The organism is Afipia sp. GW821-FHT04G03 (genome assembly GCF_059419985.1).
The window spans coordinates 237432-254208 of the sequence record NZ_JBWKSV010000005.1; the positions used below are offsets into that span (position 1 = coordinate 237432).

Below are 16777 nucleotides of genomic sequence, written 5' to 3' on the forward strand. Positions count from 1 at the left end.
TCCGGAGATTCGTCCCATGAAGAACCTGCTCACCGATATTCCGGGCGTCCGTGTCGGCCATGCCGACGATGCCGCTCTCGCCTCCGGAGTAACGGCTGTCGTGTTCGACCAGCCCGCTGTTGCCTCGATCGACATTCGAGGCGGCGGACCAGGCACGCGGGACGGCGCGCTGCTGGATCCCGTCAATACGGTCGAGCGTATCGATGCGATCGCGCTCTCCGGCGGCTCCGCCTTCGGCCTCGAAGCCGGCGGCGGCATCCAGGCGTGGCTCGCAGAGCATGGCCGGGGCTTCGCGGTGGGCGATGCCCTGATTCCCATCGTTCCGGGTGCTGTGCAATTCGACATGCTCAACGGCGGCAACAAGACATGGGGCCGCTTTCCGCCCTATCGCGATCTCGGTTACACAGCCGCCGCAGCAGCGACGAACGGAGTGTTCGCGCTCGGAAGCGTCGGCGCGGGGTTGGGCGCAACCACCGCCAACTTCAAGGGCGGTATCGGCTCCGCCTCTGCCACCACAACAGATGGCATTCGCGTCGCCGCCATCGCATCGGTGAACGCCGTCGGCAGCGTCAATGTCGGCGACGGCCCCTGGTTCTGGGCGTCGCCCTTCGAGATCGACAACGAATTCGGCGGACGCGGATTGCCGCCATCCTTCACCCCCGACATGCTCGCGATGCGGCTGAAGGGCGGTCCCGCGGCGACAGCCATCGAGAATACGACGCTGGCCGTTGTCGTCACCGACGCGATCCTCACCAAGGCCCAGGCAAAGCGGCTGGCGATAATCTCGCAGACCGGATTCGCGCGCGCGATCTATCCGGTACACGCGCCGCTGGATGGCGATGCCGTGTTCGCGGCGGCAACCTGCGAAAAGCCCATCGATCCGTTGTACGGCCTGACCGAACTCGGAGCAGTCGCTGCCAACGTCATCGCGCGCGCGATCGCGCGCGGTGTCTATGAAGCAAAGGCGCTGCCATTCGCCGGCGCGTTGCCGTCGTGGAAAATGCGTTTTGAAAAGTGACTGATTTGCGCCTGACGCAGCTTACGGGAATTCACGTAAGCAACTGCGCATCATGCGGTCGCAAAATGCAGAAAACCCCCGCCGTTTAAGGTTATCTTTGCGTTTCAATTGCGGAGAGCATTTTCCGCAATACGGTCCGCTGCGTGCGCAACGACGCGCACGTAACAGTGGAGAAAACGTCATGAAGAAAATGCTCTGTGCGCTCGTTCTCGCGACGGCGTTCATCAGCGCCCCCGCGCTCGCAGGCGGAGGCAAAGGCCTGAACGTCGGAGCGAACGTGCTCACCGGCAAAGGCGGCGTGCTCGGTCTGCTCGATGGCCGGGGCGCTCTCGTCGTCAACGCCGCAGTGACCACCGGCAAGGGCGGCGTTCTCGGCGCGGTGCTCGGCAAGAGCGGTGTCCTTGGCGGCTTGCTCGGCGGCGGGTGCGGCTGCGGTCACTGACATTTAGGCCACTGCACGATCGCGGACGAGAACCCCACCTCCCAAACCTCGTTCGCGCGACAGTCTGGTCCGGCGCCCCCGCTGGATCAGACTGTCACCTCTAGCCCTTGGTCACGGGGTTATCTTTTTGTGCATCCTTTGCAATCTCATCCTTCGCAAACGGCGTGAACTTCTTCGTCAGCGACGAACTGATAATGATCGCACTCGCCTTGTCGCCCGAGATCAACGTGCCCTCCGCCCGCGTCAGATCGAGGCCGATGGCGTAGCCGCCTCCGAGATCGTGCGATGCTCCGATGCCATAGGTCAGCACCTGCTGGCTGAAACGTGAATCCAGATAGTCGGTGGTGGCGTAGCCAACCGCAGCTGTCAGCGTCAGCTTCGGCTCGACCTGCCAGCTCGCCCGCGCGGTGTAGGCCGTATCGAGCGTGATCGGCGAAATCGGAAACGTGGTTTCCCCGGCCCGGCGGTACGCGGCAAGGTCGACCTTGAACGGCGCAATGCGCCACGACAGGCTGGCATCGAACAGTGTCGCATTGATGTTGGTGAAATCGACATCGTGGAACGTGCCGCGCAACTGCGAGACCGACGCAAAGACGGTGATGTCCTTGTCTTCGTATTTCGCGAACAGGTATGGCTGCATGCGCTCGTTGTCGCGGCGATAGCCGAAATCGTCGATCTCGCGCTGATAGCGCCGCACCGACAGATTGAGCGACGTGCCAATTTCGAGATTGTCCCGAACCCAGGCGACACCGGGAATCACGGTGCCCCGCAGGTAGACATGAGGGATCGGCAGGAAATCCTGAAAGATCGCGTTGGTCTGGTTCAGCGTCGAGCGCGCGCCCTCAACGGTGGTGAATACCTTGATCGCGCCGAACCTCGCCTCGCCCTTGAGAGACTGCACGAAGTCGGACGAGCGCAAATTGTAGGCGTTGGTATCGGCAATCGTGGTTGTCGATGAGATGTTCGCGGTGTCATCGCCGTAGCTTCCGCGCAGCACCACCTTTCCGGTCAGCGCGGGCAGCGCGAGCGGATTGGCATATTGCGTCGTACTCGCCTCGGCGGCGACGCCGTAGCTGTAGTCCTTTTCCTTGGTGCCGGCGACGAGCGCCGTGTCCGTGCCGATGAAGGCGCTGCCGCCAATGCCGCCGCCGTTCGAGAACACCGGATTGGTGTCGTAGCCTCCACGCAGCCGCAACGATGCGACAAATTCATCCTCGGCATGTACGGCATTTGCCACCAGACAGAGGACACCAGCCCACACGATCGTTCTCGACACCGCATCACCCCGCAAAATCTCGCGTGGGTGATTACCGGGCCGATGTGGTTAGCGACTGATGAAAACGGCCCGCCGCTGCGTAGTGCTACGGATGCAGACGGTTGCCGGCTACGTGGATCAAACCTTGATCGACACCGATTGCTTCGCCGCAGTGGCGAGCGCGTCCGTCTGACGCTGCACCATCTTGTCGATGATATTGTATTGCGACGACGCATTTGCCGCTGTGGGCGGCAGCGGTGGCGTGTCCTTCTTTTTCGTCAATGCGGCCGCCATCTCGTCGAAGCTGATCGAGCCGTCGCCGTCGGCGTCCATCTTCGCGAAGACATTGTCAGCTGCCTGCGTATTGGTGCCGCCGGCGCCGAGCTTGTCCTCGAATTCCGCCTTGGTAATCTTGCCATCCGTGTTGCCATCGATCTGCGTGAACAGGCTCTTCAATGCATCCGATGCGCTCGTGGAGGGCGGCTGGCTTGTGTCCTGCGCCGACAGCAGCGCATTGAACGTCGACGGTGCAAGAGCGCCGCCGGGCGCCGCGCTCGCAGCGGACTTGGAACTCTGCGCGGTTGTTGACAGCCCTACGAGATCGAAGATCGAGCCGGGTTGCTTGACGCCCGCTGTCTTCGCCGCGCCGGATTTGCCCGGCGCGAGGGTCGACAGCAAGTCCAGCGCTGTGCCGGCGGCAGCAGCGGCAGCCCCAACGGCGCCTGCGGCAAAGATCATCGCAACACTCCCAAAGCCGCACGCATGGCGGCGCAACTATCCGGGAAATATCCAGCAATTGCCGTGCCGCTCCGAAACCCCTGTAAATCGTGCGATTTCCCTATTCCGGGACACGATCTGACGCGGCAATTTCTGCCGCAACGGCAGGAATTGCCCATGAATGGCGGCTCATCCCGCGCAACTTCTGTGTACGCCGCTCGCCTCTCGTTGCCCGGGGGCAAGCGGCGTGTTAGGCGAAACCGTCCGCCACCGCTGGCCCCATCAGGCCGGACGACGCCAAGCGACGCACCGGAAACGCCATGTCTCAGCCTCTCGCATCCCGCCCGCTGATTATCGCGCCGTCGATCCTGGCGTCGGATTTTTCGAAGCTGGGCGAGGAAGTCCGCGCTGTCGATCAGGCGGGCGCCGACTGGATGCATCTCGACGTGATGGACGGCCATTTCGTGCCGAACATTTCCTACGGCCCCGATGTCATCAAGGCGATGCGTCCGCACTCGAAGAAGATCTTCGATGCGCATTTGATGATTGCACCATGCGATCCGTATATCGAGGCCTTCGCCAAGGCCGGCTGCGATCACATCACGGTCCATGCCGAAGCTGGGCCGCATCTGCATCGCTCGTTGCAGGCGATCCGCGCGCTCGGCAAGAAGGCCGGCGTGTCGCTCAATCCTGCGACGCCCGCCAGCGCTATCGAATACGTCATCGACATGGTCGACCTTGTGCTGGTGATGTCGGTCAATCCCGGCTTCGGCGGCCAGTCTTTCATCGCTTCGCAGCTTGAGAAAATTTCGCAGGTTCGCGCCATGTGCGCCGGACGGCCCATCGACATTGAAGTCGATGGCGGGGTGACGGCGGACAACGCCGCCAGGATCGCCGCTGCCGGTGCCAACGCGCTGGTCGCCGGCTCCGCCGTGTTCAAGGGCGGCACGATGGATAGCTACAAGGCGAACATTTCCGCGATCCGTACCGCAGCGGCTTCCGCCCGCGGCGAAGCGATTTAAGCCGAAAAGGCCCGATTTTCCGCGCAGAACCGCGGCTCTAGGGTGGTCTCGCCGGATACGATCTGGTAAAGCGCGGCGTAATCCCTTCAGCCCAAGAGTTCGCGATGATTCCCCGCTATTCCCGCCCCGAAATGGTCTCCATTTGGGAGCCGCAGACGCGTTTCAAGATCTGGTTCGAGATCGAGGCGCATGCCGCCGATGCACTGGCGGAACTGGGCGTCATTCCGAAAGATGCCGCGAAAACCATCTGGGCCAAGGCCAAGGACGCGACCTTCAACGTCGACCGTATCGACGAGATCGAGCGCGAGACCAAGCACGACGTCATCGCCTTTCTGACACACCTTGCCGAGATCGTCGGACCCGAAGCCCGTTTCGTGCATCAGGGCATGACGTCGTCCGACGTGCTGGACACTTGTCTCAACGTGCAACTGTCGCGCGCCGCCGACATCCTGATCGCCGACATCGACAAGGTGCTGGCTGCGCTGAAGACCCGCGCTTTTGAGCACAAGATGACGCCGACCATCGGCCGCTCGCACGGCATCCACGCCGAGCCGGTCACGTTCGGCCTCAAGCTCGCCTATGCCTATGCAGAATTCACCCGCGCGAAAGAACGCCTGATCGCGGCTCGCAAGGAAATCGCGACCTGCGCGATTTCCGGCGCGGTCGGCACCTTCGCGCAGATCGATCCGCGCGTCGAAGAACACGTCGCCAAGGCCATGGGCCTCGCGGTCGAGCCGATCTCGACGCAGGTGATCCCGCGCGACCGCCACGCGATGTTCTTCGCGACGCTCGGCGTGGTCGCCTCTTCCGTGGAACGCCTTGCGACCGAAATCCGCCACATGCAACGCACGGAAGTTCTGGAAGCCGAGGAGTTCTTCTCCGAGGGCCAGAAGGGCTCGTCGGCGATGCCGCACAAGCGCAATCCGGTTCTGACCGAAAACCTCACCGGCCTGTCGCGCATGGTGCGCGCTTACGTGACTCCCGCGCTGGAAAACGTCGTGCTGTGGCACGAGCGCGATATCTCGCACTCCTCCGCCGAACGCATGATGGGCCCGGACGCCACGGTGACGCTGGACTTCGCGCTCAATCGTCTCGCCGGCGTCATTGAAAAGCTGCTGGTGTATCCAGCCAATATGCAGAAGAACCTCGACCGCCTCGGCGGCCTTGTTCATTCGCAGCGCCTGCTGATCGCGCTGACGCAGAAAGGCGCGTCGCGCGAGGACGCCTACAAGCTGGTCCAGCGTAACGCCATGCCTGTCTGGCGCGGCGAAGGCGATTTCATGACATTGTTGAAGAAGGACGCCGACGTGAAAAAATATCTGTCGGACAAGGAGATCGAGGAACAATTCGATCTCGCGTATCACTTCAAGCACGTCGATACGATCTTCAAGCGGGTCTTCGGGGCATGATTCCGAAAAGTGGGCTCCGGTTTTCGGATAAAATCATGCCCGCTATCAAAGGAGCATCCTGATCTGATGGGCGTCGTCACCGCCGTAAGCCTGCGCAAGGGTCATCACTTCAGCAAGACCAACAGCCTGAGCATTCGCCTGCTCACCGGCCTCGGCGTGGCCGGTGACGCGCATATGGGCGCGACGGTGAAGCACCGCTCCCGGGTCGCGAGAGACCCAACCCAGCCGAACCTGCGTCAGGTCCATCTGATCCACGAAGAGCTGTTCGACGAACTGGCGCCGAAGAATTTCATCGTCCAGCCCGGCGACATGGGCGAAAACGTCACCACGCGCGGTATTGACCTGCTGGCGTTGCCCACCGGCACGCGGCTGCATCTCGGCGACAGTGCCGTTGTCGAGGTCACCGGCCTGCGCAACCCCTGCATCCAGATCGACCGTTTCCAGAAAGGCCTGATGGCCGCGACGCTCGATAAAGACGCCGACGGCAACCTGATCCGCAAAGCCGGCGTCATGAGCGTGGTGCTGGCTGACGGCGACGTCCGCCCCGGCGACAACGTCCGGGTTGTGCTGCCCGCCGAGCCACATCGGCCACTTCAGCCGGTGTGAGCGCCCCGATTACAACAAAGTGGTAACCGCAGATCGGCTATCATGGCTTTTGTGTCCCAGGCGCCCACGATACTTGTGTTCGATTCCGGCCTCGGCGGTCTCACCGTATTCCGCGAGATCGTCAAATTGCGGCCGGGCGCGCGCTATGTCTACGTGGCGGACGATGCCTATTTTCCCTACGGCCAGCACACCGAGGACGAGATCGTCGCCCGTGTCGTGCCGGTGGTCGGGGATCTGATCGCCAGACATGCGCCGGACCTCGTCGTGATCGCCTGCAATACGGCGTCCACACTGGTAATGACCCATTTGCGCCAGGCCTACAGCGTGCCGTTCGTCGGCACAGTGCCCGCCATCAAGCCCGCTTGCGCCTCGTCAAAAACCAAGCGCGTCTCGGTGCTCGGTACCAAGGGCACCGTGAAGCGCGAGTACACCAAAAAGCTCATTGCCGATTTCGCCCACGGCTGCGACGTGACGCTGGTGGGTGCGGAAAATCTCGCCAGTCTGGCGGAAGCCGCCTTGCGGGGAGAGCGCGTCAGCGACGACGCCATCGCGGCCGAGATCGCGCCATGCTTCCTGAATGGTGATGCACGAACCGACACCGTCGTGCTGGCCTGCACGCACTATCCGTTGCTGATCGACCAGATGCTCGCGCTGGCGCCGTGGCGCGTGGACTGGATCGACCCCGCTCCCGCCATCGCGCGCCGCGTGAGCGACCTGCTCGGCCCGGCCAATGGCCACGGCGATATGCTGCGGGCGCGGATCGCCTTCACCTCTGGACAGGCGCCAAATCCGGTCCTGGCCAAGGCGCTGGAGCCGTTCTTCGGCGCGAGCCTCGTGGGCTGATGCGTAGAACCCTTCCGCCGGTACCGTCCGGCTGCTAGCCTCCGCGCACGCTGTTCCGCAAAGAGAGCAGCAATGGAGGACACCATGCTCAAGACCACAATGCTTTGCGTTTCCGTTCTCGCTCTCGCCGGCATTGGCGCAGCTTCGGCGCAGCAGCCGCCCGCGGGCATCAAGCGCACGCCGCTCCAGACTGTCGCCTTCCCCGAGGGCTACAACACCGTGGTCGGCATCGCCGAACTGGCACCCGGCGTGAAGGCCGGCCGCCATACCCATCCCGGTATCGAAACCGGCTATGTTCTGGAAGGCGAGCTTGTGCTGTCGATCGACGGCCAGCCCGACAAGACGCTGAAATCCGGCGAATCCTACCAGATTCCAGCAGGCGCAGTTCACGATGCCGCCGTTCATGGCGATAAGCCCATGAAAGTGCTGGGGGTTTACGTCGTGGACAAGACCAAGCCGCTGGCCTCCCCGGCGCCCGCGAAATGAGCTGATCTGTTTGACTTCGCGGGGGTTTTTTCATAGAACCCCCTTGCTCGCGGGCCGTTTTCGGCCCGCGTTGCGTTTCGCGACCCGTGGTCCTCCTCGTCAAGCTTATGAGGCGGACCTGTCGGTACCGGGATTAGTCCCGTTACACAGGAGGGCGCGTTTCCTCAAAAACCTAACTTTTGAAAAGAGGACGCGATGACTAAGCGTAGTGAGGCGAAGTACAAGATCGATCGCCGTATGGGCCAGAACATCTGGGGCCGCCCGAAGAGCCCCGTCAACAAGCGCGAATACGGCCCCGGCCAGCATGGCCAGCGCCGCAAAGGCAAGCTCTCCGACTTCGGCACGCAGCTCCGCGCCAAACAGAAGCTCAAGGGCTACTACGCCAACATTTCCGAGCGTCAGTTTCACGCCATCTACGTCGAAGCCAGCCGCCTGAAGGGCGACTCGGGTGAGAACCTGATCGGCCTGCTCGAGCGCCGCCTCGACACCGTGGTGTATCGCGCGAAGTTCGTCGCCACCATGTTCGCCGCGCGCCAGTTCATCAACCACGGCCACATCAAGGTGAACGGCAAGCGCGTCAACATCGCCAGCTACAAGGTCAAGGTTGGCGACGTCGTCGAGATCAAGGAATCCTCCAAGCAGCTCGCCTTCGTGCTCGAAGCCAACCAGCTCGGCGAGCGCGACACGCCGGACTATCTCGAAGTGGATCACGGCAAGCAGAGCGCCAAGGTGGTTCGCGTTCCGGGTCTTTCGGAAGTGCCGTTCCCGGTTCAGATGGAGCCGCACCTCATCATCGAATTCTATTCACGCTGATTGTTTCAGCAGGACAGAAATACGAAAGGCCGCCCCATCCGGGCGGCCTTTTTGTTTGCACGAATTCCGGCCGCTACTTCAGCGCGCCGTACACCAGGCTTTTCAGCGCCGACTGAATCCGGCCGCGCTGGGATGGCGACTGGATCATCAGGATCGCGAACATGTCTTCCTTCGGATCGACCAGAAAATAGGTTCCGCTGCCGCCGCTCCACTCGTACTCGCCGACCGAGCCGGCCCAGTGACTGACGCCAGCGTCGGTTCGCACGGCAACGCCGAGCCCGAAACCATAACCCCCGCCCGGAAAATAATAGACCCACGGCTTGATACCCGTCGATCCGCCGATGTGGTTCGACGTCATGAAGTCCACGGTCTTGCGCGCCAGAATGCGCTTGCCGCCGAGTTCGCCGCCGTTCAGCAGCATTTGCAGGAAGCGCGCGTAGTCGGCGATGGATGACACCATGCCGCCGCCGCCAGCCTCCCATTTCGTCACGACGCGCGGATCGCGGTCGAGCTTGTCCCACTTGTTGGGCAGCGACTCGGCGAGCAACGCCAGCTTTGCCGGTTCGGTGACGAAGAAACTGGTGTTCACCATGCCGAGCGGATCGAGCAGGTTGTCCTTCTCGAACTGATAGAGCGTCTTTCCCGAGACGACCTCGATCACCCGGCCAAGCACGTCGGTGGCGTGACCATAGGTCCAGTATTCGCCGGGCTGGCTGATCAACGGCAGCGCCGCGATCTTGTCCGCAACCTCCGCGTTGTTGAATTTGCCGGACATCAGGTCCGCGTCCTCATAAGGCTTCTTCACCACGCCGTAAGCCAGCGATGCGTACGGAATGCCGGCGGAGTGCCGCAGCAAATCGTGAATCTGGATCGGACGCTTCGGCGCGACCAGATCGAGCACCGGCTTGCCATCCGGTCCGGGTTTTTCCGCGCCGACTTTGATGTCGTAGAATCCCTTGATGTACTGGCCGACCTCATCGTCGAGCGCGAGCTTGCCCTGCTCCACCAGAATCATCGCCGCGACCGACGTGATCGGCTTGGTCATCGAGAACAGCGTGAAGATGGTGTCGGGCGTCATCGGCGCCTTGGTCGCGACGCTGCGCACGCCGAAGGATTGATAATAGGCTGGCTGACCGTGGCGCTGGATCAGCACGATGGCTCCGGGGATTTTCCCCTTGGCCACTTCGTTGTTGAAATACTCGGTGATGCGGGCAAGCCGCGGACTGGAGAAGCCCGCCTTGTCCGGGTTTGGCTTTCCGATGGTCTCCGCCACGCCATTGGTCGGAATGACCGCCGCACTCAAAAAAGCAAGAGCAACCAGAATATGCGACGACCGTCGGGGCAAGGCGAAATGTTGCAAAACAAGACCTGTCGTGGCTGGAGAAGACCCAGGGAGCGTAGAGTCTACCGTCCGGGACAAACCGCGCAAGGACCCACGAGAGCCCGTTCGGATACATGGGAATGACTTGGGAGTTACTTGGGGGTTGGAGCGCCGTCATTTTTTGAATAGACGAAAGATGACACCTGAGCCCAAGGACCCATCCGGATGAGAATGACCCCTGCTCCACGCGACGGGAGCCTGCCGCCGGTTCGCATCAACCTGATGTCGGACACGCAGACACGCCCCACGCCTGGGATGCGTGAGGCGATGGCCCGGGCCGAGGTCGGAGACGAACAGATCGGCGACGATCCGACCACCAATGCACTGTGCGAACGTGTCGCGGAATTGCTGGGAAAGCAGGCGGCGGTGTTCATGCCCTCCGGCACGATGTGCAACGTCGCCGCGACACTGGTGCATTGCCGGCCCGGCGATGAAATTCTCGCGCATCCCTCGGCGCACGTGTTGACCCGAGAAGGCGGCGCGCACGCTGCATTGGGCGGATTCCAGATCACCGCGTTGCCCGGCGACGACGGCCTGTTTACGCCGGACACATTACGCGCGGTGATCCAGCCGCCCTCGCGCTATTCGGCACCGCAGCGCGTGGTGACCGTCGAGCAGACGGCAAATATCGGCGGCGGCACGGTCTGGAAAAAATCCGACCTCGATGCGATTGCCGACATCGCGCACGCTCATGACCTCGTCACCCACATGGATGGGGCGCGGCTGATGAATGCCTGCGTAGCCAGCGGTATTTCAGCACGGAACATGGCCGACGGCTGGGATTCGGTCTGGATCGATTTCAGCAAGGGCCTCGGTGCACCTATTGGTGCGGTGATCGCGGGGACGGATGATTTCATCGACGAGGTCTGGCGCTGGAAGCAGCGCCTCGGAGGCGCCATGCGCCAGAGCGGCGTTTGTGCTGCCGCCTGCCTGTATGCGCTCGATCACCATGTCGAGCGGCTCGCGGACGACCATGCCAATGCCCGCGCGCTGGCGCGCGGACTGGCGCAGATCCCCGGCATCGCCGTCAATCAGCCGCAAACGAATCTGGTGTTCTTCGATCCGTCCGAAAGCGGGATCAATACTGCGCGCATGATGTCCGAGCTGGACCGGCGCGGCATCCTCGCCGGCGCGCTGGATCATCGAATCCGGGCCTGCACCCATCTCGACGTCAGCGCGGCGATGATCGAGGAAACCGTATCGGCCGTCCGCGACATCGCCGCGCGCGTGTGATTGCCGCGCGAACGGCTATTTCTCGAACGCGCCGTAGACCATGTTCTTCAGCGCGATGCGGTGACGTCCGCGATGCTGCACGGTCTGTGACATGAACACCACGAACATGTCTTCCTTCGGATCCATCCAGAAAGTAGTCCCGCCCGCGCCGGACCAGTTCATCTCGCCGACGCTGCCCTCCATGACGCTGACTCCCGGCTCGGTCCGCACCGCAAATCCGAGGCCGAACCCGAAGCCCGGTCCCGGCAGATAATAAGGACCGTTCACAACGCCTGACGCCGGACCGATATGGTTCGATCCCATATAGGCAACGGTCTTGGGGCTCAGATACCGCTTGCCATCCAGCGTGCCGCCGTTCGCGATCATCCGCGCGAAGCGAGCGTAGTCGCCAATGGTCGAGACCATTCCGCCGCCGCCGGATTCCCATTTGCGCGCGATCCGCGGGTCGTTCATCTCGGCGTCATTGCCGATCTTGCGGTCGTTGGGGAACGGCTCGGCGATCAATGGCTGCTTCGCCTTGTCAGTGACATAGAAGCTGGTGTCCTTCATGCCGAGCGGATCGAGGATGCGTTCCTTCTCGAACTGATACAGCGACTTGCCGGACACGACTTCGACCACGCGGCCGAGAATGTCGGTCGAGTGACTGTAATCCCATGTCGATCCGGGCTGGTAGGCCAGCGGCAGCTTCGCGATGCGATCGGCGAAACCCGCGTTGTCGACATCTTCCGAAAATATCTTGGCATCGACATAGGCTTTCTTGACGAGGCCTTCGCCGAAGAAGCCGTAGGTGATGCCGGACGTGTGTCGCATCAGGTCCTGCACCGTCATCGGGCGGCGCGGCGCGACGAGATCGAGCGTCATGTTGCCGTCGTCGCCCTTCTTCTCGACGCCGACCTTCACGTCCTTGAACGCCGGAATGAATTTCGCGACCGCGTCGTCGAGTTGCAGTTTGCCCTCCTCGACCAGCATCATGGCGGCAACCGTCGTGATCGGCTTCGACATCGAATAGATGCGGAAAATCGTGTTCGCCGTCATCGGCGCCTTGGTGGCGGGATCGCGCACGCCGAAGGTCTCGTAATACGCGACCTTGCCGTGGCGCTGGATCAGCATCACAGCGCCTGGGATCTTGTTGGTGGCGATTTCGTTCTTGATGTAAGCGCCGATCCGCGCGAGCCCTGCGGGCGACAGGCCTGCCTCGGCGGGACTTGTCCGGACGACGCTCTCGGCGAATGCGCCGCTTGCAGCGACGAGCGTCAGAGCGGCAAACAGCGGCGCCTTGATGTGGCGGAATACGAGCATACAAAAACCTCCCAAGTCCTGTTCAGACAAACGCCCGGATCGTTTGCGTCCGGGCTTGGGAGGAATGTATCGGTCAGAAAGGCCGCTGCACAAGCGAGACGGCGCGCGAGGCTGCCGTCCCGTAAATGCAAGTCAATCAGCCAACCGGCTGCTGAACCGCGACGCCCTTGTCGGCGAGCAACTGCTGCAATTCACCGGCCTGGAACATCTCGCGGATGATGTCGCAACCGCCGACGAACTCGCCCTTGACGTAGAGCTGCGGAATGGTCGGCCAGTTCGAATAGGTCTTGATGCCGTCGCGCAGCTCGCCCGATTCGAGCACGTTCAGGCCCTTGTAGGCGACGCCGACGTGATCGAGAATCTGGACCACCTGGCCCGAGAATCCGCACTGCGGAAACTGCGGCGTGCCCTTCATGAACAGCACGACGTCGTTGGACTTCACTTCGTTGTCGATAAATTGGTCGATGCTCATAATCGCGTCCTTGGTGACTCTGCCCTGCGGCGGGGCCAGGGATGTCACCGGCCGCCGCTTCCGTTCATATATGTAGCCCGAAACCGCTTTACAGCCCAATCAAATTGCAGCGGGGATGCCATGCCATCCCCCGAACAGGCCCTGCGGACCTGCCATGCTTAGCCCCATTTCATGGCCACCGAAGCCTTTTAATTTGAACCCGGGGACCCATGTAGAGGCATCTGTTCTTCGGAACCGATCCGGAGAAGCATCGTTCTCTCCTGAACCGGAGATTCTCGTGACGAAACCAGCATCCCAGCCAAACGCCCAGCCCGGCTTTAACGTCACGACTTCCTCCGCATTTCAGGCCGATTCCGGCCATGAATCCCGCCAAGAATCTCGTGATGAACTGGCGCAGCGGCTGCTGGCCGCCTATCGCGCGGTACGGGACGAAACCGAGCGGCGGGCCGCGCCTCTGTCGCCGGAGGACCAGCTTGTCCAGTCGATGCCGGACGCCAGTCCCGCCAAATGGCACCGCGCCCATGTGACGTGGTTCTGGGAGCAATTCCTGCTCGGCGAGCACAGCCCCGGTTACACGCCCTATCATCCGGACTACGCCTACATCTTCAATTCCTATTACGTCAGCGCCGGTCCCCGCCACGCCCGGGCCCAGCGCGGCCACCTCACCCGCCCCGGCGCGGAAGAGGTGACGGCCTACCGCAAGCACGTCGATGCCGCCGTCGCGGCATTTTTCGACAGCGCGGACGAGAAGACACTTGCGAAGCTGGAGCCCCTGATCGAGGTCGGCCTCAACCACGAGCAGCAGCATCAGGAATTGATGCTGACCGACATCCTGCACGCCTTTGCCCAGAACCCGATTCCTCCCGCCTATGATCCGGCCTGGACGTTTCCCGCTTCGACCCGCGCCGGCGAGAACTGGGTCACCTTGATGGAAGGCATTCACACCATCGGCCATCCGGACTCCTCGTTTCATTTCGACAACGAGAAGCCCGCGCACCGCGCGCTGATTGGCCCCGTGAAGCTCGCGCGCAATCTCGTCACGAATGGCGAATGGCTCGCCTTCATGAAAGACGGCGGCTATACGACGCCGACGCTCTGGCTGATGGACGGTTTCGCGAAGGCGAGCGAAGAGCAATGGCAGGCGCCCGGCCATTGGCGCAACATTGATGGCCAGTGGCACATCATGACGCTCGGCGGATTGCAGCCGGTGGATTCGTCGGCGGCCGTGTCTCACGTCAGCTACTACGAGGCCGACGCGTTCGCGCGCTGGAGCGGCAAACACCTACCGACCGAAATGGAATGGGAAGTGGCCGCCCGCGCCGGACATCTCAACGACGCGTTCGGCATCGTCTGGCAGTGGACCCGCAGTTCATATTCCCCCTACCCCGGTTATCGCGCCATCGAAGGCGCGCTCGGCGAATACAACGGCAAGTTCATGGTCAACCAGCTTGTGTTGCGCGGCTCGTCGCTTGCAACTCCGGACGGCCACAGCCGTATCACTTACAGGAATTTCTTTTACCCGTACCATCGCTGGCAATTTACGGGGCTTCGCCTCGCCGATTACACCGTCTGACCTCCGAACACACGAGATCGTCATGAATGTGCATATGACTGCGCTGGCCCGCGATTCCATCGACCCGAAGGACTGCACCTTCGCACAGGACGTGATTGCGGGACTGTCGCAACAGCCCAAGCGGCTGTCGCCGAAATATTTCTATGACGAGACGGGCTCAAAACTGTTTGAACAGATCACGCTGCTGCCGGAATACTATCCGACCCGCACCGAGCTGCGCATCCTGCGCGACCGCGGCGCGGAGATCGCAGCAGCCATTCCGAAGAATGCCGCGCTGATTGAATTTGGAGCAGGCGCCACGACCAAGGTGCGGCTCTTGCTGAAGCAGTGCGCTTTCAAGGCTTACGTTCCTGTCGATATTTCGGGCGATTTTCTCAACGGACAGGCGAGTGCCCTGCGCGAGGATTTTCCGGACCTCGCCGTCTATCCGGTGACGGCGGATTTCACCGCGCCGTTTGAGCTACCGGCAGAAATCAGGGACATGCCCAAAGTCGGATTCTTTCCGGGATCGACCATCGGCAATTTCGATCCGCACGAAGCTTCTGCCTTCCTGCGCAGCGCGCGCGCCATTCTCGGCGACGGCGCAACGCTGATCGTCGGCGTCGACCTGGAAAAGGACGAGCGCGTACTGCACGACGCTTATAACGACGCGGCGGGCGTCACCGGCGACTTCAATCTCAATGTGCTGGTGCGGATCAACCGCGAACTCGGCGGCAATTTCGATCTGTCCGGGTTCAAGCACCGGGCTATCTACAACCGCGAACGCCATCGCATCGAAATGCATCTCATCAGCCGCAAGGCGCAGACCGCGCGCGTGCTGGGCCATGCGGCAACATTCCGCGCCGGCGAGACGATCCACACCGAGAGCAGCTACAAATACAGCATCGGGCGTTTCACGGCGCTGGCGCGCGGCTCGGGATGGACGCCGCGGGCTTCATGGACCGATCCCGACGAAATGTTCTCGGTTCACGCGCTGGTGGCGGAGCCCGATTTCGACTGACGGCGTCAGGCTTTCGCCGACGCCTCGCGCGTGCCGAGCGAGATCGCCTCCCACGCCGCGACAATCAGCATGATGACCGTCGTGGTCGCCGACAGAGCCAATGGCGACAGACTGTGCGCTAACGGAATCAGCACGATCAGCAGACCGATGCCGACAAGGTGCGAGAGCTGAAAGATGCCGCGGATGCTGCGCTTGAACAATATGGTTCCGATCAGGAACAGCAACGGCCCGCCGATCATGCTGAGGATCGCCTTGAGGTCTGAGTGACCGTCGGGATGCGCCAGCAGCAACTCGTCACCCACAGCCGTGACCACGATGCCGGCGACGATCGGCAGGTGCAGATAGGTGTAGGCGAGCCGCGCGAAACGACCGGTGTCTTCCGAGTGCGAGATGTGTTTGGCCCCCGCCTCCGCGCCGATGTGGAAATAGACCCACCACATCGCAATGCTGCCGACGAGCGCCACGACAAACGCCGTGATCGTCGTCGCGGTCCATGCCGTTGCCGCGAAGGTCGCGCCGGTCACGACGATGGATTCGCCGAGCGCGATGATAATGAACAGCGCGCAGCGCTCCGCCATGTGGCCGCCTTCGACCTCCCAGTCCGCAAGCGGCGTCGCGCCGAGACCGGGAAACCAGAACCGCGTCAGCGGCCCGCAATACTCGATCGCAACCGCAACGATCCACATAATCAGCCGCGCCTGTCCGTCCGCGAACGCGCCCGCGATCCAGAACACGCCGCTGCACGTCAGCCAGCAGGTGATGCGCAGCAGATTATTGCGCCAGCCGGGTTGCGATTTCGGGATCGACAGGAATGTGAAGAACGACCGGCCCACCTGCATGGCGACAAAGGCCAGCGCGAACGCCAGACCCCTGCTCTCGAAAGCCTTGGGAATCGAGGTGGACAGCAGCAACCCGGCGATCATCAGCCCGAAAAGCATGACGCGGACCGGCGTCTGCTCCGGATCCAGCCAGTTGGTGATCCACGAGGTGAAGATCCACACCCACCACACCGCAAGAAACAGGATGGTGGTTTGCAGCACACCGAGCGGCGTGAAATGCGCCAGCAGCGTGTGAGAAATTTGTGTGATGGCAAAAACGAAGACGAGGTCGAAGAACAGTTCGACGTAGGTCACGCGGTGATGATGGTCGTGCGCCGCGCGTCCCCGCAGCAATGTTCCGTCGTTTGACACGGTAGCCCCCGCTTCGCC

General features: G+C 62.3%; 17 protein-coding genes. 11 read left to right on the forward strand and 6 right to left on the reverse strand.

Translation table 11 applies throughout. From position 1 onward, the window contains the following. Positions 1-16 precede the first annotated feature (16 nt). Positions 17-1018: a P1 family peptidase gene (locus AC07UB_RS22855; RefSeq protein WP_494655038.1), complete on the forward strand. Its 1002-nt coding sequence runs from the start codon at positions 17-19 to the stop codon at positions 1016-1018. A gap of 181 nt (positions 1019-1199) precedes the next feature. Then, entirely contained in the window at positions 1200-1460 is a 261-nt protein-coding gene (locus AC07UB_RS22860) for a hypothetical protein (RefSeq protein WP_492790128.1), read from the forward strand. A gap of 100 nt (positions 1461-1560) precedes the next feature. On the opposite strand, the gene AC07UB_RS22865 is transcribed toward AC07UB_RS22860, so the two are convergent. Then, entirely contained in the window at positions 1561-2736 is a 1176-nt protein-coding gene (locus tag AC07UB_RS22865) for an outer membrane beta-barrel protein (protein WP_494655040.1), read from the reverse strand. Between the two features lie 117 nt (positions 2737-2853). Further along, on the reverse strand, positions 2854-3453 hold the full coding sequence (locus AC07UB_RS22870; protein WP_494655042.1) for an EF-hand domain-containing protein: 600 nt from the start codon (positions 3451-3453) through the stop codon (positions 2854-2856). 299 nt (positions 3454-3752) lie between these two features. On the opposite strand from AC07UB_RS22870, the gene rpe reads away from it, so the two are divergent. The 6 genes from rpe (at position 3753) to rpsD (ending at position 8611) form a co-directional block, all read left to right on the forward strand. Continuing rightward, the gene (gene rpe, locus AC07UB_RS22875; RefSeq protein ID WP_494655044.1) at positions 3753-4454 is read left to right on the forward strand and encodes a ribulose-phosphate 3-epimerase; all 702 of its coding nucleotides are present in this window, start codon (positions 3753-3755) and stop codon (positions 4452-4454) included. Between the two features lie 104 nt (positions 4455-4558). Then, entirely contained in the window at positions 4559-5863 is a 1305-nt protein-coding gene (gene purB / locus AC07UB_RS22880; protein ID WP_492790132.1) for an adenylosuccinate lyase, read from the forward strand. A gap of 66 nt (positions 5864-5929) precedes the next feature. Further along, positions 5930-6469, forward strand: a complete 540-nt coding sequence (locus AC07UB_RS22885) for an MOSC domain-containing protein (protein ID WP_494655046.1) — start codon at positions 5930-5932, stop codon at positions 6467-6469. 42 nt (positions 6470-6511) lie between these two features. After that, a complete protein-coding gene (gene murI / locus AC07UB_RS22890) occupies positions 6512-7312 on the forward strand; it encodes a glutamate racemase (protein WP_492790134.1) in 801 nt (266 codons plus the stop codon). Between the two features lie 84 nt (positions 7313-7396). Further along, on the forward strand, positions 7397-7798 hold the full coding sequence (locus AC07UB_RS22895; RefSeq protein ID WP_492790135.1) for a cupin domain-containing protein: 402 nt from the start codon (positions 7397-7399) through the stop codon (positions 7796-7798). Between the two features lie 195 nt (positions 7799-7993). Further along, entirely contained in the window at positions 7994-8611 is a 618-nt protein-coding gene (gene rpsD / locus AC07UB_RS22900; RefSeq protein ID WP_494655049.1) for a 30S ribosomal protein S4, read from the forward strand. 73 nt (positions 8612-8684) lie between these two features. Here the strand turns inward: rpsD and AC07UB_RS22905 are convergent, their stop codons facing one another. Beyond that, complete coding sequence (locus tag AC07UB_RS22905; RefSeq protein ID WP_494655051.1) at positions 8685-9884, reverse strand: serine hydrolase domain-containing protein; 1200 nt, start codon at positions 9882-9884, stop codon at positions 8685-8687. 273 nt (positions 9885-10157) lie between these two features. Between AC07UB_RS22905 and AC07UB_RS22910 the strand changes: the two genes are divergently transcribed. Continuing rightward, entirely contained in the window at positions 10158-11225 is a 1068-nt protein-coding gene (locus AC07UB_RS22910; protein WP_492790138.1) for a threonine aldolase family protein, read from the forward strand. 15 nt (positions 11226-11240) lie between these two features. Here AC07UB_RS22910 and AC07UB_RS22915 read toward each other — a convergent pair whose 3' ends face one another. After that, positions 11241-12524, reverse strand: coding sequence for a serine hydrolase domain-containing protein (locus AC07UB_RS22915; protein ID WP_492790139.1), 1284 nt, complete (start codon positions 12522-12524; stop codon positions 11241-11243). A gap of 136 nt (positions 12525-12660) precedes the next feature. Next, entirely contained in the window at positions 12661-12996 is a 336-nt protein-coding gene (grxD, locus tag AC07UB_RS22920; RefSeq protein ID WP_492790140.1) for a Grx4 family monothiol glutaredoxin, read from the reverse strand. 277 nt (positions 12997-13273) lie between these two features. On the opposite strand from grxD, the gene egtB reads away from it, so the two are divergent. Together egtB and egtD are read left to right on the forward strand one after the other, a co-directional pair. Continuing rightward, entirely contained in the window at positions 13274-14569 is a 1296-nt protein-coding gene (gene egtB / locus AC07UB_RS22925) for an ergothioneine biosynthesis protein EgtB (RefSeq protein ID WP_492790141.1), read from the forward strand. Between the two features lie 22 nt (positions 14570-14591). Next, positions 14592-15569, forward strand: a complete 978-nt coding sequence (gene egtD, locus AC07UB_RS22930) for an L-histidine N(alpha)-methyltransferase (protein ID WP_492790142.1) — start codon at positions 14592-14594, stop codon at positions 15567-15569. Positions 15570-15574: 5 nt separating this feature from the next. Here egtD and AC07UB_RS22935 read toward each other — a convergent pair whose 3' ends face one another. Beyond that, complete coding sequence (locus AC07UB_RS22935) at positions 15575-16759, reverse strand: low temperature requirement protein A (RefSeq protein WP_492790143.1); 1185 nt, start codon at positions 16757-16759, stop codon at positions 15575-15577. Positions 16760-16777: the final 18 nt, after the last annotated feature.